Source organism: Empedobacter falsenii (assembly GCF_013488205.1).
Lineage (GTDB): Bacteria > Bacteroidota > Bacteroidia > Flavobacteriales > Weeksellaceae > Empedobacter > Empedobacter falsenii_C.
In genome coordinates this window covers 729,245-751,117 of sequence record NZ_CP040908.1, presented here as the reverse complement: position 1 = coordinate 751,117, position 21,873 = coordinate 729,245, and the positions used below count along the sequence as shown (strand labels likewise).

Here is a 21,873-nt window from a genome sequence, read left to right as displayed (position 1 = left end):
AAAAAACATGAGCCGATTAGAATTACTAATCGGCTCATGAGTTATTTTCTATTTCCAAACAACGTCTAGATTTTCAAAAATTGCTTCAATTTGTTTTGCCATTACTTCTTTTGGATAAACGATTATTTTTAATTGTCGAATGATTGGAAAAGTTGTTTCGGTTGTTTTGAATGTGACAGTTGCTTTGGTTGGGATGTTAGGCTTGATATTTTCGGCTCGAATTCCGTTATTAAACGAAACAAAAATTTCATAAGTTTGAGCTTGATTCCCTTGTGGATCTATAAAATAAGCCTGCTCACATTGGAAAAAGCCTCGAGTTTCTGCTTCTATATTTTTATACATAAAAGTCACTATAACTGTCTTATCAGCTTTAGAACCAACAACACTTGTAATATCTAATTGCAAACCATCTACTTTCACTGATTTAATTGGTTTAAGTAAATTCAACGTTTCTTTGTAATAACGATTTTCCTCTGATAATTCTCCATTTTTAGCCTTTTGAAACTTAAGTTCGTTTTCTAAATCAGAACATTTTTGTTGAGCATAAGAGAAAGAATTTAAAATCGTATAGAATAAGATGAATGTGATAAGTTTTATTTTCATTTTGTTAAATTTTAATTAATAAAACATAATTCATTATAGTCTTTCAACTGATTTTCTATTGCTGAATCATACCATTCTTTCGTTGCAAAATGCTTTTTATGAGCTATTATCCCTCCTTTTATAGTTAAAATTCGAGCAAAAAATAAATTAACAAATAAGTTATTTTGATTTTTCTTAATTGCTTCAAGAATACCAATATGTATTTCTTCGATACTAGCATCATTTTCATTGAATAAAAAAGCATCTGCTGTGAAATTTCCAGTAGATATCATCATCAAATACAGTTTCTTTCTTTCTGTTTCATTCAAATTTGAAATATATGCTGAAATAGAACTCAAGATAAATGGTTTATAATCTTCTGTTCTATTCAAAATTCCTGATTTAAAAAAATCTGAAAACTCTTTTACTTCAATGTCATTTATTCGTTTAAATTTTGGCGGATTAATATCTCCAAAAAAGGAAATATTTAGAAATTGAGAAATAATTGTTTTTTTCTCTTGTAGTGTTAATTGATTCTCCATGTCTAGATTGTTTTTTAGAAAAAAGTAGCGTGGAACTAAATACATTTCGTGACAGAGGTACCGCGAAGAACCCAACAACCAGAAAGACTTAGCCCACGCCATATATAGACATGGGCGTAAGCCCATCGAAAATTTGGTTGTTTTGAAAATTCGCGGTTTTCTGTCACCAATTGACGATAGCTTACGCGTACGTAATTACTATTTTAATGATGTAAAAATAACTAAATTTTAATTAATAGGATTATTAATAATTTATCTTTTAAAACGAGTTCTTCTCTTTTGTTGATTTTCAATATCCTCATTATTAACACTATTTGGTTTAAGTATTTGAGATATAATAGTAACTACTTTCTCATTAGAAAACAAAGTGTCAATTGTGCTTTGAGGAATTTGATTCTTCTCCATAATTTTAGAAGTGATTTGTTGAACTTCTTTTACTAAAATACCATTTGAAGATCTGTCTTTATATGGATCCCTAAGTTTATTGAATCTTGTTTCATTAATCAATAATTGTAAAACTGAATTCAAATACTCGTTTTTCTCCTTTGCATGAAAATCTTTATCAGTTAAAATCTTAGCATTCTTAATTTTTAAGTTTGAATTTTCATTATTTATAAAAGAATAATTATCCTTTAATTTAATTACTTCTTCATTTTTCTTCTTCAAATTTTGATTTAATGAATTTAATTTTACGTTCAATGACTTGATAACTTTCTCATAATTTTCTAGAGTTTTTTCTTTATCGCTATGTTTAAATCCTAATATATCATTCTTCATTATTTTTAAATCATTTAAAGATTTACCTTGTAATTCTTTAGTAATTAAGTCAATTTTTTCTTGAAGTTGATTTAATTCTTCTTCTTTTTTTGAAATTTTAAACTCAAGTGCTTCTAATCTATTTTTACCACCAAAAGCCCCTCGTTCCATTCCTAAAACTTCAGCAGTAATATCTTGCATTTTTACATAATCAAGTGATTTATGTTTCAAAGTTTTTCCTGTTTCTATATCTTGCCAATCTGCTACTAGATGGGCATGATGGTTTGGTTTCCATTCTTTAGTATCTTTATCAAAATGTCCTTCATCTTTATGAATTGCAATTTGAAAAACTCTAATTTTTAATTCAATTTCTAATCGTTTTGCTAAATTCTGCAAATCTAACATTGTTGTTTTTTCTTTAATTACAACAACTGCTTCACGAATAGGCATAGCATTTTTTTGTAATTTCCTACCTGATTTTTCTTTACAGTATTGCTCGATTTTATTTCTACGAATAGCAATTTTTTCACCTAACCAATATTCATTATTTTTGGTTAGATCTTTTCGAATATAATCGTAAGATTTTTTACGGAAATTATGAACTTCCGAATCATCTTTGACACACTTGAAGTTGATTGAAGTTTTCATTTTTTAATTTATTAAATTATTCTTGTAATAGCCTCGCAGAGCGAAGTAGAAACTTTATGGAAGTGTTAACGACATAAAGTTGCGAATGAGCTCTTAACTTCTTGAGAAGGAGTTAAGCGTAACCGTCTAAATAATATCTTTTATAAAACTTAAATACATATCGTTATATGTATTCATTTAAACTAAATAGATTTTTTACTTAACTCTTCAATTATAAAATCTCCAAGATCAAGTTGTAAATTTCTTTGCTGAATTGTAGCATTTTCTTCCAATAAGTTTGAGATAGAAATAGAACAATTTAATTCATTTGAAAATTTCTCAGATTTAGTTTTCCAATAATCAAATGCCGAGCTTTTAGAATCAATTGGTGATAAATCGGGCATCAAAATAATTTCACGATTTTCTAAAGTTTTCAATTTATCTTTTGTCAAATTCATCAATCCTCCTGTTGCTAAAAACAAATACTCATTCTTAAAATATAACATACCTAACAGTGCAGTCTTTTCTGATTCAACGATTATAATTTTTGATTTTTTAAATTCAGGATGATTTAATAAATGCAAACCAAAAAGACATTGTTTAAGATTCGATTTATTAGGATTATACCATTGGAAAAAATTCTTACTTCGTTTACCTGTTTGAAAATTATATTTCATTTTCTTTATAGTTCGCAGATTAAATTCAAGATCCAATTGAGGAAAAATTGTCAAATAATCTCCATTCAATTTTTCAGTTTTCACTTTATACACATCCAAAACTTCTTCTACTTTACTTTCATCAAAATATGATTTCAAAAAAATAGAAAGTGGATTTTTGAAATTTGTAATTTCAAAAAACTGAAATACTTTTTTATCTAAATACTCAATTTTAGGTTCTACAAATTCATTATTCTTTTCATAATTCAAATTACTTCCTTGAGTTGGAGATTTAAAATATCCACACTTAATAATTCGATTACAGCGACCAAATTCATAAGATAAATACTCTGTAGTTTCAGAGTTTATAAATCTCGTGTATTCTTTCTCTTTACAATTTGGACAGACAAAACGAGATTTAGATCCTGAGTATTTTTCTAAGCTATATTTAAAATTTTCTTTCATAATTCCGAGTAAATCCGAATTTACTATCTAATTAAAATTATTTAAAACACACAATTACAATACCTTATAGTTGTATTTAAAATATTCGGATTCGGACTTGATTAATTTTACCTAAAAAAGGGAGGTGTCCGAATCCGAATGTTAACAACACACACGTAACTAACTTATTTATAAATGATTAATACATACATTTAAATAAGTCAATTCGGATTTACTCGGATTTTAGCATTAATTGTTGAGAATCTATTTCTAGAAGTTTTAATTTATTTCTCACAGTTTTTTCACTTATGCTTAAGATCTTTGCTATTGTTGTGTTAGCAATTCCTAATGTTTTGCATTTTTTAATGATATCAAGCTCTGATACCATTTTTTCATCAGATTTAATAAAATCAGTTCCAATATTATTTAAATGATTTGTTTCTGAATCAAATTTTATAAACTCAAAGACAGGAATTCCATTCTTATTTTGAAGTTCTAGGACTAATACGTTTTCACTATTAAAATGATTTTCATCCATCCTAGTTTTTAACAAACGTAAAATTACTTGTTTTGGATTTGATCTCGACCTTCTCATACCTATTACATAGTCTAGAAAATTACCTATATAGCTGCTCCCAAAAATATCATTTTGATCCATTTCCTGATTAAGATCAATCTCTTTTCTTGGATGTGCGATTATTAAAATAGAAATTGTTGTTTCTTCTCTAAGTTTTTTTAATCCTAACATAAATTCAAGCACCAAGTTTGGTTTATTTAGATCATAAATAATTGTCATGAGATTGTCTATTAATAAAAAATCTATATTGTATTCTAAAACTGACCTTTTAATACTTTGAATTAAATTTTTAAGAAAATCTTTTTCAAGAATGTTAATTGTAAGAGTTGCTCTATAAAAATTTTCACTAAATTGTTTATGATTTCCGTCTTTATCTGTGTATCTATTTTTAATTTGCCTATCATCCATCTCACAGTCGATATACAAACATGTTCTCTTATTAGTCCTTAAATTAGCTATTGAATTTCTTCCTAAAGCTATATCATCTAACATTTGAACACCTAAAGTCGTTTTACCTTGATTTGACTTTGCAAAATAAACCCCAATACCTTCTTCAATTAAACGGTCTATGATGTATTCTAAATCTGGTTGTTTTGCTCCATCCTGAATACATTGATTTAATGTCCTAATATTGAAGACTGATTTATTTATTGGAATAAGATTTTTTTCTATATCTAAATTCATATAACATTTATTTTTAATAGAAAAAAACATTAAATTTGTGCTTTAATCTATTGATTAATAATAATTTTAAATAATTGAGCAAGTAAGTGGGGATTTACTTGCTTTTTCTTTTTTTGTTATAGGATTGATATAACTTCTCTGCGTCATCTTCAGACTGAATAGAATGTTTATCTATCCATTCATGAATTTTTTCTTTAGAGAAGAAAAGAGCACCATTAGTCGGCTTACTAAATGGTATTAATTTACACGAAGTAAGTTTTGAAATTGTTGAATACGAAAATCCAAGATAATACTCCAATTCCTTAGAAGTTAGGATCGGTTTATCATTAATGTAGTTCTGTTTAATAAGAGTCTTCATCTCATGAAGCTCTTGTAGTAATTTAATTTCTGACATAATAAATTTGTTTGAATTATTATGCCGAAATTAGTATTTATGAAAGCGAATGAAAGTGATAAATTAACCCATATTATTAAACATTAATATCTAAAATCAAAAAAATAATTAACCTTACTCATCCATATCTAACTGAGAATAAGCAGAATTTATAGATTTTGTATTAATATTTTTAAATCTTTTAGATTTTGTTTCAATATAAAATAGCTTGGCTAATTCTGACTGATAAATTCCTGTTATTTGATTTAAGTCTTTCAATAATATTTTAATTGATATTCCTTTAAGTTCTGAATCTAACTTAATACGCTCATTAAGACTTAATGTTTTGCTTTTAAAAATTAAGTCAATAAAATAATCAAGTTCATAATCATATTTCTCAAAATAATGATTTGATTTTTCACTATAAAAAACTCTTAATTGATCGATTACTTTTTTGCTTTTAATTTTTTTAGGTTTATAAAAGATAGTATTTCTGTCAAATAATTTAAAAATAAATGTGTTATCAATATCATTAGTTTTACAAGGCTTAAAATCAATACTAACAGCAGTAGATAAATCACCAACTCCTTTTTCAAATTGAATATTTTTTATATTACGTTTTAAATTAATATATAAAAAAAAGATTTTATAATATATTGCTGGAACGACTAATACTAATGAAGATATTACTAAAATTAGTAACGGAGATAGATTTGTTTGTGTAAGGATTAAAGATGATATAATTAAAGGAAAATATATCAACATTAAGAATCGTTCAATATTATTCTTAGACAATATTCTTATTCTATATAAATCTTCTGCTACAATGAAATATTTATCAATTATTCCTAAGATCATTTTAGATTAGTTTTGAATTATTTCTATAAATATACTAAAAATGCAATCAAATGAAAATTATAACTATCTTTGAATCAGATTAATGTGTTGTACTAATGTTGTACTGATAAGTTAAAATGAAGTCAAAAAAAAGACGCTTACACAACTGTAAACGTCTGATTTTCAATAAAGTGGTCCCAGTTGGGCTCGAACCAACGACTTGCTGATTATGAGTCAGCTACTCTAACCAGCTGAGTTATAGGACCAGAGAATTAAGCAATAAAAAGGAAGCTATCACCTAATTCGTTTGCAATATTAAAGCTATTTTTTTGAACTTCAAAATTATTTTACATCTTCGCAAAGCTCTACCAATACGCCATTTGTTGTTTTAGGATGTAAAAAAACAATACGCTTATTATCTGCTCCTAATTTTGGCGTTTCGTTAATAAAAGTAAACCCTTGATTTTTAAGACGCTCTATTTCGACTTCGATATCATCTACGCCAAAAGCAATGTGGTGAATTCCTTCGCGATTTTTTTCTAAATATTTTTCAATAGCACTATCATTTTTTTCAGAACCGACCAATTCGATCTTCGATTCACCTACTTCAAAAAAAGAGGTTCTCACACCTTCCGACTCCACTGCTTCTTCTTTATAAGGCGCTTTTCCTAATAATTTTTCGAACAATTCATTCGATAATCCCAAATCTTTTACGGCAATCCCTAAATGTTCTATTTTCATGTGTGTTGTTTTGCGTAAAGATAAACTTTTCTAAAATTTTTTATTTAAAATTTAAAGAGTTTGTTGTAATATTGAACTATGAGTTTTTATGAAGATGGGAGTCAATATCTCCGCAAAGGTCAGTATAGAAAAGCGATTGATTATTTTACATTATCGATTAAGCGTCAAATAGAAGTGGCAAATTCATATTTCGGTCGTGGATTGAGCCAATATTACATGAAACAAAATACAGATGCAATCAAAGATTTTGATAAAGCAATTGAATTAGATGATAAAAATCCAAACTTCTATTTCTACAGAGGAATGGCAAATTTCAATCAATATAATCCAACAAAAGCAGCAGAAAATTTTGATAAAGTGATCGAGATTGATCCAGCTAGCTTTGTAGCTTATCACCAAAAAGGTTATGTGTTGATGAATTTGAACAAATACGATGAGGCTATCGAATGTTTCAATAAAGCTTTAGAAATTAATCCAGATTACGAATCATGTTACCACAACCGTGCATTTTGTTACGATCAATTGCAACAATTGGATAAAGCAATCGAAGATTATTCGAAAGTGATCGAAATGAAACCACATTTCTTATCGTATTACAACAGAGGAAATACTTATTTTGTGTTGAATGATTTAGAAAATGCATTAAACGATTTTAATCAATCAATCGAATTAAATCCAAATCATTTCTTGTCATATTACAACAAAGGCGCAATCTTAGAAAAATTTGAGAAACAAGCCGAAGCTGTAGAGGAATACAAAAAAGCATTGCAGTTGAATCCTGAATTTTATTTGGCTGCCGAAAGATTAACTCAATTAGAAAATCAACAATAAAACATAGAAATCGTTTCGAATTGGAACGATTTTTTTATGTCTTTTCATTTCTTATCGTAAATCAATGTTAGACCATGCGTTGTGTCGTTACTTTGCTTTAAAATTAATCTGATATGCAAGTACAAATCGCCGTTTATGGTAAAAACAAAGAAATTGTAGACACTTTGGAACGTGTCATCAACAAGAATGAAAACTGGAAGGCATTTTGTACCTGCTCACAAGAAGAATTAAAAGGATATGTATCAACAAACAATATCCAAATAATATTATACAGTAGTGGAATTGGTGCTTCGGAAGTAGAGAAAATGGAGGAATGGATAAGCACTTATTTCCCTACGATAAAGCAAATTCATCATTATGGTGGCGGAAGCGGATTGTTAAAGTGCGAAATTGATGGCGCTTTGGCTGGAATAAAACCCATTTGCAAAGCAGAAATCAATGTTATTCTTTAGCCTTTTAAGAGAAAAAAGCTTTTCAGTTGTAGATGAAAAGCTCTTTTTTTTACATATCTTTTATAATCCAATAGTCGCGCGAAAGCCCAACATCATTGCGATTAATTTCTATTTCATCACAAAAATCTAAAAATAATTCGTCCAAAGTTTTATCAATTTTCGGTGTAGAACCAAACAATCTCGTTAGAACAGGATTGGTTTCGTGCTCCAATAACTTCCCTGTAAACTGCTGAATGTTATTTTCTTTAATTCCAATAAATGTGCTTGGCGCAAAAACCATCACCTCATCCGCATCAATCACCAAAAATGTTTTCGATTTTTTGATTAACTGAATCGATTTCTTTTTATCATCTTCGGTTCCAACTTCTAGACTTTCCAAAAACAACTCGACGTTATCAAAAACTTCTTCCTTATCCTGAACAAATTCCATCTTATAAATTTTGGCAAAATTAAAGTTTTTTTCTGATTGTTCACTTTTATCATGTTACCTATTTATCATTTCAATAGAAAATCTTCCTCTTTTTATGCGAAATTAAATTCAACTTGACATTATTGTCATTCCGAGCTTGTCTAGGAATCTCAGATTATTCATTTCGCTAACGCTGCATTCTGAATCACAAATAAATATTAACATCTTGAACTCGTTTCAAGATCGCATCTAACGTATCATTTCAACGTATTGAAAAATCTTAACCTTAACCTCAATCCCGCACTCCCCTAACCCCGCTCAACAGGGGAATTCTATCAAAAACATCCCCTTGAGGAGATTATAGGGGTGTTATTTTTACGCTTCACATATTTTTCTTATTAATATTTTAATCAGTTTTAGCAACCGATTTTGTTATTCTTAGCGTAGTATTTAATTTGATATTAAGAGGATAATCTCCTACGAGTTTAGGTAATACTTTTATTTTACATCCTTTTTCATTCATAAATTTTGTAGCAACTTAGAACTTAGAAAAAATATTTATTCAAGAGGAAATTTCGGACGATCCATTTTAAATTTAGAACCATTTAGAGCTTCTAAAAAAGATTTCAAAGCAGTTTTTTCCTCTTTTGTCAAATTCAAAGGTTGCAATAATTGGTCTGTATATGGATATAAAGGATCAGCCGCTTTTTTTTCTGGAGTAGGATCTATCATGTGCATTCCGCTGTTGTATACATTAATCAATCCGTCCAAATCATCAAAAAATCCGTTATGCATCCATGGTCTGGTATTTAATAAATCACGTAAAGATGGCGTTTTAAATTTCCCAACATCATCTGCATTTTTTGTGATTTCATACCGTCCCAAGTCTTGAAACTTTCGTTTATAATATGTCAATCCAATATTATGAAAAGATTCGTCTGTTAAGTATTTTCCATTATGACAATTCATACAACGTGCTTTTGTACGAAACAAATGCATACCATAAATCTCCTGATCTGATAAGGCTTTATAATCTCCATCTATAAAACGATCAAATCGACTGGGTTGACTTTTTATCGTTTTTTGAAAACTTGCAAGTGCTTTAGCTATTCTTTCGTTTGTTACAATTTCGTCATCAAAAGCATCTTTAAAAAGTTTTTTATAACCTTTGTATTGATTGATTTTTTCTGATAATTTACTTAGATCCATATCCATTTCATGAAATGCTGATAATGGTCCACTAACCTGATCTTCTAGTGTATTAGCGCGTCCATCCCAAAAAAAAGAAGTTCTTTCTCCTATATTATACAAAGATTGAGTATTTCGAGTACCTTCTAAATGATTATTTCCTAAAGATACTTTTCTTCTATCTGTCCAACCCATTTCTGGATCATGACAAGAGCTACATGATATCTGATTAGAACCTGAAAGTTTAGGATCAAAAAACAACATCTTACCTAATATAACAATTGGTTGATCTTGTGTCACAAAATATGCAGAATCTCTTTTTATAGAACTAAATTCTTTCCATTCTACTCCTTTATCAATAGTTGGTTTAGGCCAAAAGCTGATATTCTTTTTATAACTTTCTACAATATCTTGTATTGTAGGATCTTGGAGATAATTAAGATCATTTTTTACAATAGGGGCAAAACTTAGTAAAAAGTAAGAACAAAGTGTGATGAAAGTAACAACTAGTTTTATTTTCATTTTATATTAGAATGTAATTCCTACCATAACAGTAGAAAAGTTATTATTTTTTGATTGAATTCTTGAATTACTAAATCCAGTCTCTACAAAGAAAGCAGGTATTTTTTCTACTTTGATGTCATATCGTAAACTAGCTCCTAACGTTTGAATATCACTTGCTAAATAATTATAATCTTGATTAATCCAATTGTTCAAAAAAGATAAATCGATCGTTGTTAATGCATTTTTAGAAGAAGTGACAGATTTTATATCAAAAAATGGTCGAAAAGTTAAAACCTGATTATTTGCTATTTTATGTTTATAATCAACGATTAATCCAACTATTGAGTAGTCAAATTTTTGTCCACTATATGGATTTATTCGCTGCTCTTTTATTTCTTGCATACGAAAATATGGCAGGGCTGATAAGCTAAATTTCTCTTTGTTTAGTGAGTATAACAACGAAAAACTAGTTATCGTCTCATCTCTTTTATATGACAATCGCTTGTAGATTTGTTCTAATAATTGTGTATTATTCGTATAACCATATTCTTTTCCTGTAGTTTGGTTGGACAAATAATTTAGTTTTACACCTAATCTATGATCAGCAATTTGGAAAAATTTTGCTCCTTCTACTTCAAAATAATCTTTATTCAAATCAGATAAGTCATAAAATCTATTGCTAGTTCCTCTATAACTCTTCAGCATATTAGATTGACCAATATGAGCTAAAATATAAAAATCCTTTCCCTCTTTATGATTAATTCCTCCACCAAACTTATAACCATATTCTTCGTGAACTGTTGTTAATGAAGTTGTACCCCCACTGAATAGACTGTTGTAAAATCCAAATCCTGTCATTTGATACACTAATGACTGTCCTATTTTACTTGCAAACCTAACTTTACTATTTTGTAAATATCGTTCACCTTCGGCATATAATGAAACATCGAAATTACGGTAAAAAGCATATTTAAGTCCTATTTTCAAATTCAATTCAGAAGTCGTATTATTTATTCTAGGATCTCTAGCTCTTGCTCCCAATTGTGCATTATAACTAGCTTGAGCACCTAAGGTTACTTGATTAATCTTTTGAGAATAACCACCTGAAAACTGGTATTTTTCAATTTCCAAATCTCCTCCAACAGAATCGGATGAAATATATGGAGCTACTCGATCAAAATCTAAATTCTCATTATATTTTATACGTTTTGTTTTTAGATTTTGATAAGAAGCACTACCCCAAAGTACTTTATTTTTGTTCAGTTTCTGATAAGAATTAGTAATCACACCAAATCCTTGTTTTTCTGATCCGTTTTGTTGTCGATATATTTTATCTTTTTGATTGTAATAATCCACATATAACTCTGAAAATGAAGAAGAACTATAATCCAGCATATTAGCTGGATTATAGAAAATATTTACTTTAAAATCTCTTTCAGAATCATATTGATTCTTCAAATTTTGAAAAAGTGAAAGACTGTCTTGTGCACTTATATAATTTGACGTAAACAAGATGATCAATAAAAAACGAAAGCTATTTAAAATTTTCAAAACAAATTATTTTAATTAATGAACAATTCCATTTTTTAAACTTGGTTCAGAGTTTTTGATAAAATCTACCGTAGAATTATTTGTGTCTTTATAAACATTTTTTCCATTTTCCATTTTTCCTAAAATGTTTCTACGAACAGATTTTCCTAAACGATTGGCATCATTCCAAAACTCTCCAACTCCTGTCCAACCTGCATCAATTGTAGGTGATGTCAAGATATGTAAAAATTTATCCGGCACACTATTGTTCATTCCATCTACGATCCATGAGTTAGGAATTTCGTATGTATTTTTCTTTGTAATGTTACCTGCCGAATTGACATATTCATAACTATATTTATATTTTTCTAAGAAAGTCGTTGAACTTTCTCCTTCTGGAAAACGAGCAATTACATAAGATTCTACTCCACTACTATGTAAGAAAAACATATTGTAATTCATTTGCGAATAAATAACACTTACGTTAGGCACGCTAGGATTATCTACTTGCCCTAAAGCAGGATTTTCTGATGGAAATTCAAAATTTGCCTTGCTCAAATCAAAAGCGGTGCTCGTTATCGCATTATGATTGACAGCATTATCTGCAATTACAATAAAATCACCTGGTTGTACAGGATAATCTGTTCCATTTCCTGGTAATACCATTACTCCTTTTACTGCAAACGCTGTATTTGGATGATAAGGTGTAACGTTATTATCTACTTGCGTTAAGAATTCTGATTGTGCTAAAATTAATTTATCTGCATATAATACTTTATCCGTATTATTTGTGATTTTAAAATAACGGCTCGAATTATAATTTTTTCCTTCTGGTGTTTTAACTCCTGTATAAAAAGCCTCTTCGATAATAAAATCTTCATTAAACTGTTTTACAAACAATTCGATAGTTAGATTTTCTGCTGTATTCTTAACATCTATTGCTGACGAACCACCTACTTTTACCTCTTCATTAGCTGTTGTAACAACTGTACCATTTACTGTAACTTTGTAAGATCCTTTAGGTAATTCTAGTGTATATGCGTTGGTACCATCTATTGTTTTAGTAGACGTTGCACCTGTATTTAATTCTTTTACTTCAACTTCTAAAGTTTTATATGTAGAAATATTTTCTCCTTTAAATGATAAAGTCAACGTACTGTTTTGTACGATTTCTGTACCAAAATCATCATCATTAGAACATGATACCAATGTATATGAAGCTGAAATAGCTAAAAAACTTAGTAATAAAACTCTTTTTTTCATATGTTTCTATTTAATATATTTTAAAAATTATAATTCATTTCAACACCAAAATAAGGTGTACTCTTATTTACCATCTCTACTTTTACATTATTGAAATAATAGGGATTTATATAGTTGTATAGTTGATTCACAAACATCGAAGCTCGTAGAGCTTTGTAAATACTTTTTGTGACCTTAAAATTGACATTAATTGTATAACTTTTCTTTTCAGATAATGGTTCTGAAGTTGCTTTATTTCTTTCCAAATGTTGTTTGTATATATCCGTTTTATCAGCTTCTGTATACGGTTTTATCATTCCGTCTAAATCAATATAATATGTTGGAAATGCGATAATTTTCTCTCGAATCTTATGATCAAAAACAGAACCTTGAACAGATGCCGAAAACGTTAAGTCTAAACTTGGAATATACGTATCCATCATCAAGTTATAATTTAGATTAGATATTTTATACGTATCATCATTTTCATAAATTCCTATATACGGGAAAGATCCTATGACTCCTCCTATAGACACATTTGGTTTTTCATAAATAGGAATATCATTGTAATATTTTGTTTTAAACCAAGCACCACTTAAGGTAAATCGTGTATTAATACCTTTGAAACGTGGTGTACTATACTGAAATTCTACTCCTTCTTTATCCGTCACACTTCCGTTCTCTATCGTTGTAAAAGCTGCATGTTCTCTTACAATAGTGTATGGCACATTTGTTAAATCTGGTCCGTTTGCTGTCCAATTGTTAAGATCAACTTTCGTAGCATCATATTTTTTATATGAATTAACTCTGAAATTATTAAATGGTCGAAAACCATTGTTCATATTTTCTTTGTAATAGGTAATCGAGAAGTTATGTTTATTATAAGAAAAATCTGCTCTAACTTCTTTCTTAATATTTTTTGCTGCAGTTATATTTTTATTTTCTAATGATTGTACATACGTCATATAATTTATATAGCGATAACGTGCATCATCATGATAATAATTTAACTGAACATAGTCTGTAAACTGTTTATTAGGATATAAATAATAAGTCGTTGGTTGCTTATAGAATAATCCATATCCTACTGTTACATCAATTTGAAGTGGTTTTCCTGCAATCATGAATTGTGGTAATCCATACTGAAAATTAAGACGTGGTTCTGCAAAAACCTTATCACTTATCGTATAAGATTTATCCACACCTAAAAGCTTACTTATACGTAAACCTCCATATAATGTAAATGAGTGTTTATTTAGTTTATAATCGATACGATCTCCAATAAAAGCAGCAATATTTTGTGTTGCAGGAATATCACGAAATGCTCTAGGACGCGTAGTCATACTAGGAGATGGAGGCTGTGTAACATCATACACATCTCCTCTACCATTATTTTTGCTATAACGCCAATCTAATCCAAGTTCGTAAGTGTTAATTAAGCCTATAAAACTCTTTTTACCAGTTGTTTGTAATTGTGCATTCAAATCCAAAGGTTTACCATCTGTCATATAATCAGATACAAAACTAGTTGCTGCAAAAATCCCTACACTTTCTCCTTCTTCAGTTGATAATGGTAAGGCTCTTGGTCCCGAATATTGAATAAACTGTCTTTGTTCTATACGATCAAAACCTTGTCTAATAGATGTATTTAGAGTTACTAAATCAAAAAATGATTTTTTAGGAAGTTCGTATGTAAAATTATTTGTAACTGTAAATTTTCTTGTATAAGATTTATACCTATCTGTTGGTGCATAAGCATTATCTGGATCAATACTAACATTGTCTAAAGTGCTAGAAAAATCTAAATTAGATCTCCATCTCAACGGATTATTCCATAATTTAGTTTTTAAATCAGATCGCAATGATGCTGTAACGCGCTGATAATTCTCTTGATCATCGCTTGGATCTTCTTTTGCGTTTAGAAAATCGACAGATGTATTCAACTTCCAATTATCGCGTAGACTAAATCCTTTACCTACATAATATTGTTTACTAAAACCATCTACTTTAACACGTGCTTGTAAAGGAGTTACACCTATTTTTCGTTCTATTTTAATTAATCCAGAGGTCAGATCACCATAAGCAGCCGACGGAATTCCTCGTATTATCTCTACTTTTTCTATGTCATTCGTCGAAATACTTCGCATATCAATCCCTGTCGAAATCGTATTTCTATATTTCGGAGCTGAAGAAAATGCAAGTTGATTTAACGAACGTTGCATATCCGAATTGGAATTGATAATATTGTCATCCACCATAAACTGTACTCCTAAAGACGATGTTTCATAACCACCTACAGTTGGTCTTTCAGAACTTTCTCTAATCAAAGCAACATTAGTCGTTGTAAGATTAGGTTGTTTGGCTAATCCACCGGGTAAAAGCTCCATCAAATCAGAAAAACTAGATGGTTGTAGATGTTCCATTGCTTTTCTATCTATTACAGATTTAGATGTCAATCCTTTGTCTTCTTTTGCAGTAAAAACAACTTCTTGTAAAGCAATTTCTTTAGAGACAAGTACATATGTTAACGTTCTGTTTTTGGTAAGATCTATGCTAACATTATTATCTTCATATGCTATATGAGAAATTTTTAAACTATAATTACCAATTGGTAAAGTTATTTCGGCAACTCCATTTTTATCTGTTCGAATAGATTTACTATTGTTGATAATAACATTTACATCTTGTAATGCTATACTATCACTGTCTATTACATGTAATTTTAATTGCTGATTGATATTTTGAGCATTTGCATTTGCACTAAAAACTACAACTACAAGCACATATCTAAACTTCTCCAATAAATTACCTAACATTCTCTTCTCAAATTAGAGTGCGAATATAGAATTATTCTAAATAATTAACAATTTATTTAGACTAATTATTAATAAAGGTTAAAAAAGGAGTATTACATGAACAATTTTGTATTGATACAATTTGTACTTCTCGGGTAAATCATCCCAGCAATATTGATAAAAAGGATAAATTTTTAATCATAAATATAATTATGATATAAATAAACTTTATTGTAAATCACATTCATATTAAAAAAAATAATTCTATATTTTTTTAATAATTAACTAAATCAAAATTAAAATGTCCATAGCATTTTTTTTACTTGTAAATGTGCTATTTGTCTTTAATCTATATAAATACAAATATTTACAAGGTATTTTAAACATATGTACAAGAAAAACAAGTAGATTTATTTAAAATTTAATTTGGATTTCAATGAGAGATAAAACAACATCAACTACTAAATTATTCAGTTTAATTGTGATTTTCTTCATTACTTTTTCTGGATTTGGACAGGCGAAAAAAGACTCATTAAATCAGATAACTCTTTTTAACACTTATAAACCTGAATTTGAAAAGTATGAGAAACAATATGGAAAGTATATACAAACAAAAAATGCGAAAATACATTATTTGGAATGGGGAAATACGAAACATCCTACCTTAATTTGGATCCATGGTACATACAGCAATGCCTATGAAATTTATGAAATTGTAGAAGAACTTGTAAAAATGGATTTACATGTGATTGCGATAGATTATTATGGTCATGGTTTCACAGAAATTCCCAAAAAAAATGTTAGCATTTATGATGTAGCAGATGATATTAAATTCTTAATGGATAAACTCAAAATTGAAAATGCAATTATTGGAGGAACTATTTCATCAGCTTTTTACAACAGTTATCCATCTGCTGTAAAAGCATTGATCTTAGAAGATGGTGGTTCTGTAGCATGGGATTATAATGTTAATGCCATAGAGATACAAAAAGATATTGAAGAAATAAAACAATATTATAGTTCTAAAAAACCATTGATTTTTGACACTCAATTTGATGCATATTGGTACATGTACAACAATTGGGGGATAAAAGGAAAGCAAGATAAAAAACTTAAAAAAGAGATTTTTACTTCATATGCTAGAATTAAAGAGAATAAGTTAGGTAAATTTGAAATAAACCCTGGTGCAGAAGAGCTTACTGGAGAAAATACTGCTCAAGAAAATATTGCAATTATTTATGCACCTTTTACCTCAAAAACGGCTTTCGGTGCATCTACACATCAATTAAATCCGAAAATTATTTATCGAAACTTAGACAATCCTATGCTAATTTTTGATCCCATTAACTCCAATGATTGGTTTGATTTCAAAATTGAAAATGAAAAACTAACCAAAGAGCATCCACAATTTATTACCCATAAAGTATATGAAAAAACATGGCATGGTGTAAAAGATGAAAGGCCTCAAGAAGTAGTAAATGACATTAATATGTTTTTGAAAAAATATAAAATAATCAAGTAAACAAAATCAAAACTTGATGTGATTCTAAACTCGGGTACTATGTTAGCCGAAGTGCAGAACCTCATCCTTCTATCAGTTCGAGATTTCAAATATATTGTATAAAATATTTTTTACATTTCTCAAATATCACCTCTCTTTATTAATAATCTTTTTTCTTTCCATTTATGAACAGTATTTCGACTCATATTGAATATACGTGCCAATTCACTATTGTTCAACTTATTTCGTGTTTGATAATCTAAATAAAATTGTATATCCTCTTCACTATAAGATTTAAATTTCTGATTAGCACTGTGAGTTTCTACAGAATTGTTAAAAATGATTTTATTCAGTGCTATAACATCCATAGATGTAAGGCTTGATTTATTTAAAATTTCATCACACAATGATTTTTTTTCTGGACAGGTTTCATTCAAAATATCAAGGTAAAGTGCTTTATAATTAATTTTTCCCATTGCGATAAAATTTAAAAAACTACTGATTTTTTTTAAAAGAATCAGTAGTAAGAATTGTTAGTAGGCTATTCCTCTTGTTGGATATCATATTTTTCAATCCATTTATGTAAGGTAGTTTTTGGTATATTGTATTTTTTTAATACTTCACTTTTACTCATTTCACCTGTACGTATTTTCTTCAAAACATAGTCTATGATTTCTCTTGTATAAATGTTTTTTCGAAAAGAGGGAAGTCCCTCAGTCTTATTTTCGTTTTCTTTGAGGTAACGATTATTAAAAGGTGCATATAAAATAAGATGTTGACTGTAAATTCTGAAAAAATCATATTCCAACAACTTACTCCATTTTAATAAAGTAGAAGTATCGATCTCTTTTGAAGTATAGGTATCCAACACTTCATTCTCAGTACAATGTAAAAAGTTACAAATACGGGACATTTCTATCCCGTTTTCTGTTACCAATTGTTTGATTAAAGAGCCAATATGAATATTATTGTACAGTGACATCTATTATAATTTTTTATGGAGCTTTTATTTGTTCTATCTTTAAGAATGCTTTTGTACTTGTACAAATACCTGCAGGTAATGGACAATTAGTATCGTTAGCAAGATTATTTGGTGAAGGTGCTCCTAACATAAAAGTAAAAATATATGTTGTTCTATCAGAAGAATCTGTTGTTGTCCATGTATAGCGACGATACTCTGGTGATCCATAATACACATCAGGATCAGACCATGCAGAATTGAAACCTCCTGAAAAAGTTGAACCACTTCCTCCTCCATTTCCGCTCCATAAACCTTGCGCAGAAAAAGTTGTTGCATTATCTCCATATACAATATTACCACTTGTAACATATTGTGTACTATTATTCCACATAATCGTCGGTGTACCCACATTACTACGAATATTAATATCAGCCGAACCAAAACTATAGCCTTTTTCTATTTTTACACGAACTGAAAATTTTCCATCAGGCGAAGTAACAAAACGATGATAAACATCAAGACCTCCAAGTTTTTCTCCAACATTTAAATAAAGAGGACCAATAGAAGCACTTTGAGAGATATCAGCATTTTCTACTTCACCAACAGTTGCACTACAAGTCATACTGCTATCTAAAAAAGGTATAATTGTATTATCAATTGGAATTGTTGTTGCTACTGGAGACGAAACTGTAGGGGTTCCTGATACAGAAAAAACCAATTCTCCATTTCCATATTCCAATTTACCAGCACGTAGTTTAAAGGTAAGCCCATTCACTGTTTTAGAAGCTCCTGTTTGATAAGTTGCTCCATTTCCATTCGTATAATTAATTTTCAAATTCCCAGTATAAGGAGTTCCTGCAATATAGGTACTAGGAGTAAGAGATGCAGAAGTACATTGTATACTTCCAATAGTAGGCACAGCAGATGTAGTATTGTCTATTGTACGCCATTCACTTCCGTTCCAAAAATAATAGCCTCCAGCTAGAGCTCCAGTTCCTCCTATATTATATACCAACAAACCTGTAGCATTAGCAGCACTACTCAATTGCAGGGTATTACTAGTTAGTGTAACTCGAGGAACTAAAATTCCTTTATTGGTTGCAGTTACATCTAATGCTGCAGAAGCATCAGGCTGATTAGTTCCAATACCTACTTGACTATAAGCATAACTACCAATCAAAAGTGATAGTAAAAAAAGATAATAATTTTTCATAATAAATTGGTTGTTTTAAATTTTATATAAATAATTTATTTTACAATAAATCACTTACAGAATTTCATTTAAACAAAATCAATCAACTGAAAAACAATGAATTATATTAATTATTTTCAGAAAATAACTATATAAATTTATGAATACACTGAAAAATAAAGTGATCGAAAAATATAAACAACAACTAATCAGGAGCTACATTTATTTGATGCTTGCTTTTCAAGTTGTATTTTTTCTAATCTTCTATTTGTTAGAACAAAATAGAAATTCGATGATTATATATTTTCCGCTTATCGAATTTATTTTTATTTTTTATACTTACTCTCTAATCAAAAAGAGTTTCAATATTGAGAAAGTAGTTACTATTTATTTGATTATTGCACCATTATTACTTATTTATTCTATACTTAATTTTTGGTCTTATGGTTTAGTCCTTTTAGTATGGCTTATTCCATTACCATTTGGTGCTCAAATATTTTTCTCTCCAAAAAAAGCAAAAAAATTTACCTATTATACCATTATTGTATTAATATTTTCTTTGGCAATGGCCTATTGTATTGATTATGATACAAAAGTATTTGACAAAAAAATCATTAAAATAACTGATTTTTTAAACCTTCTGTTTAATGGAATTATATTATATGTTTTGATTTATTACCAAAACAAAATCAAACAAGTAAGGAACAAAGAAAATGATAATAAATTAGCGTTAGATGAAGAATCCAATCCTAAAAAAATCGTATCTTCTTACGAACTAAATGAAGATAAATGCAATGAAATTTTCAGTCAAATTGACCAAATTATAGTAGAAAAAGAACTTTTTAAAGCAAAAGATTTTTCGTTATCCCAACTTAGTGTTGAATTAAAAATCAATTCTAAATACTTATCCACTTCATTAAAATCAAAAGGGTTTACCAATTTTAATCATTATTTAAATTCTTATCGTATTCAATACGCGAAAGATTTAATCATAAATAGTGATTTGAATAAAGTGACATTACTTTATATATACTCAGAAGCAGGTTTTGCGAATCAATCAACATTCAACCGAGTATTCAAAAATTTAGAAGGAATTACACCTTCCGAGTTTATCAAAAACTATATTTAAATAATTTTTCAAGTCTTCAAGATATATAAAAAGAATTAAAACGAATCTAAATATCAATATTTTAGAAAGTATTAACATTCAAAAAACGGGTTTGGTGCGAAAATTCCATTCAATATTTTCAACTTAAATACCCCTTAAAAATGAATACAACAAGAATTTCTAAAACATTACAAAAAGCACTAAATGATCAAATTACATTAGAAGCTTTTTCGGCACAAATTTATCTAATGCTTGCATGTTGGGCAGACGAAAATCAATTGGACGGAGTCAAAAATTTTATGATGAAACACTCTCAGGAAGAGCGCGTACATATGGCTAAAATTATAGAATATGTGCAAGAACGTGGTGGAACTGTAAAAATTGAAGCCATTAAAAAACCTGGACCTGAACCTAAAAATGTATTAGAGTGTTTTCAAGCTGTTTTAAAACAAGAAATCGAAAATACCGAATCCATCTACAAAATTGTAAAAATGAGTATGGAAGAAGAAGATTGGGCTACATGGAATTTCTTACAATGGTTGGTTGCTGAACAACGTGAAGAAGAAAAATTAGCACTCGATTTATTAGACAAAGCAAAATTAGCAGGTGGTGCTAATATGTCTGATGCTGCAAAATTTGATTTAAACAAAACGATTGGTAATACGGGGCAAGATTTTCCGACAGCAGATCAAATTAATCCATTAGCAGAATAATATATTCATCATTCATCTCAAAGGGCTAATTTCTTAAAAGAAATTAGCCCTTTGAGATGAAACTATATTTATCAACTTATTCTTGTACAGTCCAAGTAAGTTCCTCTATCGCATATCCTTTTTCTTCTGCATACAAAAGAAACTTTTGTTTTGTTGCTTCCGAAATTGTTTTTTGTCGTGATAAAATCCACATATAATCATGACTTTCACCAAAAACCAAAGCCGTTTCATAATCGGGATCCATCAACACAACATTATATCCTGAATAAAATGGACCAAAGAAACTAACTTTTAAAGCTCCTTTCCCCTCTTCTCCATTCAACTTAGCTTTTCCATGAGCTTCTGTCCATTCGTTTTCTTTATAATCAAAACCTCTGTTATGAACTTCTATTACACCTTTCTTATTCAAAAAATAAGTCGCAGTTACATGACTCATATTTTTTTCGTATTTGAAATCTAATCGTGCAATTTCATACCACTTTCCCATGTATTGTTGCGGATCAAAATTTTCGACCGCTGTAACATAATCCGGGATTTTAACTTTTCGACAATTCAACCAAGCGTATGTCAACCCTCCCAAACCTGCTAATGCTAAACCTGAGATCATCTTTTTATTTAATTGCTTCAT

22 protein-coding genes and 1 tRNA gene are annotated in these 21,873 nt (G+C 29.0%); 5 read left to right on the top strand and 18 right to left on the bottom strand.

What is annotated here, in order from left to right; genetic code table 11:
* Nucleotides 1-48: 48 nt before the first annotated feature.
* From FH779_RS03615 to mce, 9 genes are all read right to left on the bottom strand, one after another.
* Nucleotides 49-603, bottom strand: coding sequence for a hypothetical protein (locus FH779_RS03615; protein ID WP_180906091.1), 555 nt, complete (start codon nucleotides 601-603; stop codon nucleotides 49-51).
* 11 nt (nucleotides 604-614) lie between these two features.
* Complete coding sequence (locus tag FH779_RS03610; RefSeq protein ID WP_180906090.1) at nucleotides 615-1,124, bottom strand: hypothetical protein; 510 nt, start codon at nucleotides 1,122-1,124, stop codon at nucleotides 615-617.
* Between the two features lie 252 nt (nucleotides 1,125-1,376).
* Nucleotides 1,377-2,528 (bottom strand): hypothetical protein, encoded by a 1,152-nt coding sequence (locus tag FH779_RS03605; RefSeq protein WP_180906089.1) that lies wholly within the window; start codon nucleotides 2,526-2,528, stop codon nucleotides 1,377-1,379.
* A 182-nt stretch (nucleotides 2,529-2,710) separates the two neighbouring features.
* Nucleotides 2,711-3,628 carry a DUF6371 domain-containing protein gene (locus tag FH779_RS03600; RefSeq protein ID WP_180906088.1) on the bottom strand — a complete coding sequence of 306 codons (918 nt, stop codon included), beginning with the start codon at nucleotides 3,626-3,628 and terminating at the stop codon, nucleotides 2,711-2,713.
* Nucleotides 3,629-3,839: 211 nt separating this feature from the next.
* Nucleotides 3,840-4,868 (bottom strand): AAA family ATPase, encoded by a 1,029-nt coding sequence (locus tag FH779_RS03595; protein WP_072929974.1) that lies wholly within the window; start codon nucleotides 4,866-4,868, stop codon nucleotides 3,840-3,842.
* 94 nt (nucleotides 4,869-4,962) lie between these two features.
* Nucleotides 4,963-5,262 (bottom strand): helix-turn-helix transcriptional regulator, encoded by a 300-nt coding sequence (locus FH779_RS03590; protein ID WP_072929972.1) that lies wholly within the window; start codon nucleotides 5,260-5,262, stop codon nucleotides 4,963-4,965.
* A 114-nt stretch (nucleotides 5,263-5,376) separates the two neighbouring features.
* Nucleotides 5,377-6,099: a hypothetical protein gene (locus tag FH779_RS03585; protein WP_180906087.1), complete on the bottom strand. Its 723-nt coding sequence runs from the start codon at nucleotides 6,097-6,099 to the stop codon at nucleotides 5,377-5,379.
* A gap of 171 nt (nucleotides 6,100-6,270) precedes the next feature.
* Nucleotides 6,271-6,344, bottom strand: a tRNA-Ile gene (locus FH779_RS03580).
* Between the two features lie 76 nt (nucleotides 6,345-6,420).
* A complete protein-coding gene (mce, locus tag FH779_RS03575) occupies nucleotides 6,421-6,819 on the bottom strand; it encodes a methylmalonyl-CoA epimerase (RefSeq protein WP_180906086.1) in 399 nt (132 codons plus the stop codon).
* Nucleotides 6,820-6,897: 78 nt separating this feature from the next.
* On the opposite strand from mce, the gene FH779_RS03570 reads away from it, so the two are divergent.
* Both FH779_RS03570 and FH779_RS03565 read left to right on the top strand, forming a co-directional pair.
* Entirely contained in the window at nucleotides 6,898-7,650 is a 753-nt protein-coding gene (locus tag FH779_RS03570; RefSeq protein WP_180906085.1) for a tetratricopeptide repeat protein, read from the top strand.
* A gap of 113 nt (nucleotides 7,651-7,763) precedes the next feature.
* Complete coding sequence (locus FH779_RS03565; RefSeq protein ID WP_180906084.1) at nucleotides 7,764-8,102, top strand: hypothetical protein; 339 nt, start codon at nucleotides 7,764-7,766, stop codon at nucleotides 8,100-8,102.
* Nucleotides 8,103-8,151: 49 nt separating this feature from the next.
* Here the strand turns inward: FH779_RS03565 and FH779_RS03560 are convergent, their stop codons facing one another.
* The 5 genes from FH779_RS03560 to FH779_RS03540 form a co-directional block, all read right to left on the bottom strand.
* Nucleotides 8,152-8,532, bottom strand: a complete 381-nt coding sequence (locus tag FH779_RS03560) for a hypothetical protein (RefSeq protein ID WP_180906083.1) — start codon at nucleotides 8,530-8,532, stop codon at nucleotides 8,152-8,154.
* 537 nt (nucleotides 8,533-9,069) lie between these two features.
* Entirely contained in the window at nucleotides 9,070-10,221 is a 1,152-nt protein-coding gene (locus FH779_RS03555) for a cytochrome-c peroxidase (RefSeq protein WP_180906082.1), read from the bottom strand.
* A 6-nt stretch (nucleotides 10,222-10,227) separates the two neighbouring features.
* A complete protein-coding gene (locus tag FH779_RS03550) occupies nucleotides 10,228-11,661 on the bottom strand; it encodes a DUF6850 family outer membrane beta-barrel protein (protein ID WP_180906081.1) in 1,434 nt (477 codons plus the stop codon).
* Nucleotides 11,662-11,769: 108 nt separating this feature from the next.
* Nucleotides 11,770-12,996: a DUF4876 domain-containing protein gene (locus FH779_RS03545; protein WP_180906080.1), complete on the bottom strand. Its 1,227-nt coding sequence runs from the start codon at nucleotides 12,994-12,996 to the stop codon at nucleotides 11,770-11,772.
* A gap of 20 nt (nucleotides 12,997-13,016) precedes the next feature.
* Nucleotides 13,017-15,791, bottom strand: coding sequence for a TonB-dependent receptor plug domain-containing protein (locus FH779_RS03540; protein WP_180906079.1), 2,775 nt, complete (start codon nucleotides 15,789-15,791; stop codon nucleotides 13,017-13,019).
* A 415-nt stretch (nucleotides 15,792-16,206) separates the two neighbouring features.
* Between FH779_RS03540 and FH779_RS03535 the strand changes: the two genes are divergently transcribed.
* Nucleotides 16,207-17,292 carry an alpha/beta fold hydrolase gene (locus FH779_RS03535; protein ID WP_180906078.1) on the top strand — a complete coding sequence of 362 codons (1,086 nt, stop codon included), beginning with the start codon at nucleotides 16,207-16,209 and terminating at the stop codon, nucleotides 17,290-17,292.
* A 119-nt stretch (nucleotides 17,293-17,411) separates the two neighbouring features.
* On the opposite strand, the gene FH779_RS03530 is transcribed toward FH779_RS03535, so the two are convergent.
* The 3 genes from FH779_RS03530 to FH779_RS03520 form a co-directional block, all read right to left on the bottom strand.
* Nucleotides 17,412-17,747 (bottom strand): helix-turn-helix domain-containing protein, encoded by a 336-nt coding sequence (locus FH779_RS03530; RefSeq protein ID WP_180906077.1) that lies wholly within the window; start codon nucleotides 17,745-17,747, stop codon nucleotides 17,412-17,414.
* Between the two features lie 65 nt (nucleotides 17,748-17,812).
* Entirely contained in the window at nucleotides 17,813-18,253 is a 441-nt protein-coding gene (locus tag FH779_RS03525) for a transposase (RefSeq protein WP_180906076.1), read from the bottom strand.
* Nucleotides 18,254-18,266: 13 nt separating this feature from the next.
* A complete protein-coding gene (locus FH779_RS03520; RefSeq protein ID WP_180906075.1) occupies nucleotides 18,267-19,445 on the bottom strand; it encodes a hypothetical protein in 1,179 nt (392 codons plus the stop codon).
* A gap of 139 nt (nucleotides 19,446-19,584) precedes the next feature.
* On the opposite strand from FH779_RS03520, the gene FH779_RS03515 reads away from it, so the two are divergent.
* Together FH779_RS03515 and FH779_RS03510 are read left to right on the top strand one after the other, a co-directional pair.
* On the top strand, nucleotides 19,585-20,553 hold the full coding sequence (locus FH779_RS03515; RefSeq protein WP_180906074.1) for a helix-turn-helix domain-containing protein: 969 nt from the start codon (nucleotides 19,585-19,587) through the stop codon (nucleotides 20,551-20,553).
* 140 nt (nucleotides 20,554-20,693) lie between these two features.
* Nucleotides 20,694-21,245 (top strand): ferritin, encoded by a 552-nt coding sequence (locus FH779_RS03510; RefSeq protein ID WP_038334091.1) that lies wholly within the window; start codon nucleotides 20,694-20,696, stop codon nucleotides 21,243-21,245.
* A gap of 76 nt (nucleotides 21,246-21,321) precedes the next feature.
* Here FH779_RS03510 and FH779_RS03505 read toward each other — a convergent pair whose 3' ends face one another.
* Nucleotides 21,322-21,873 (bottom strand): lipocalin family protein, encoded by a 552-nt coding sequence (locus FH779_RS03505; RefSeq protein ID WP_180906073.1) that lies wholly within the window; start codon nucleotides 21,871-21,873, stop codon nucleotides 21,322-21,324.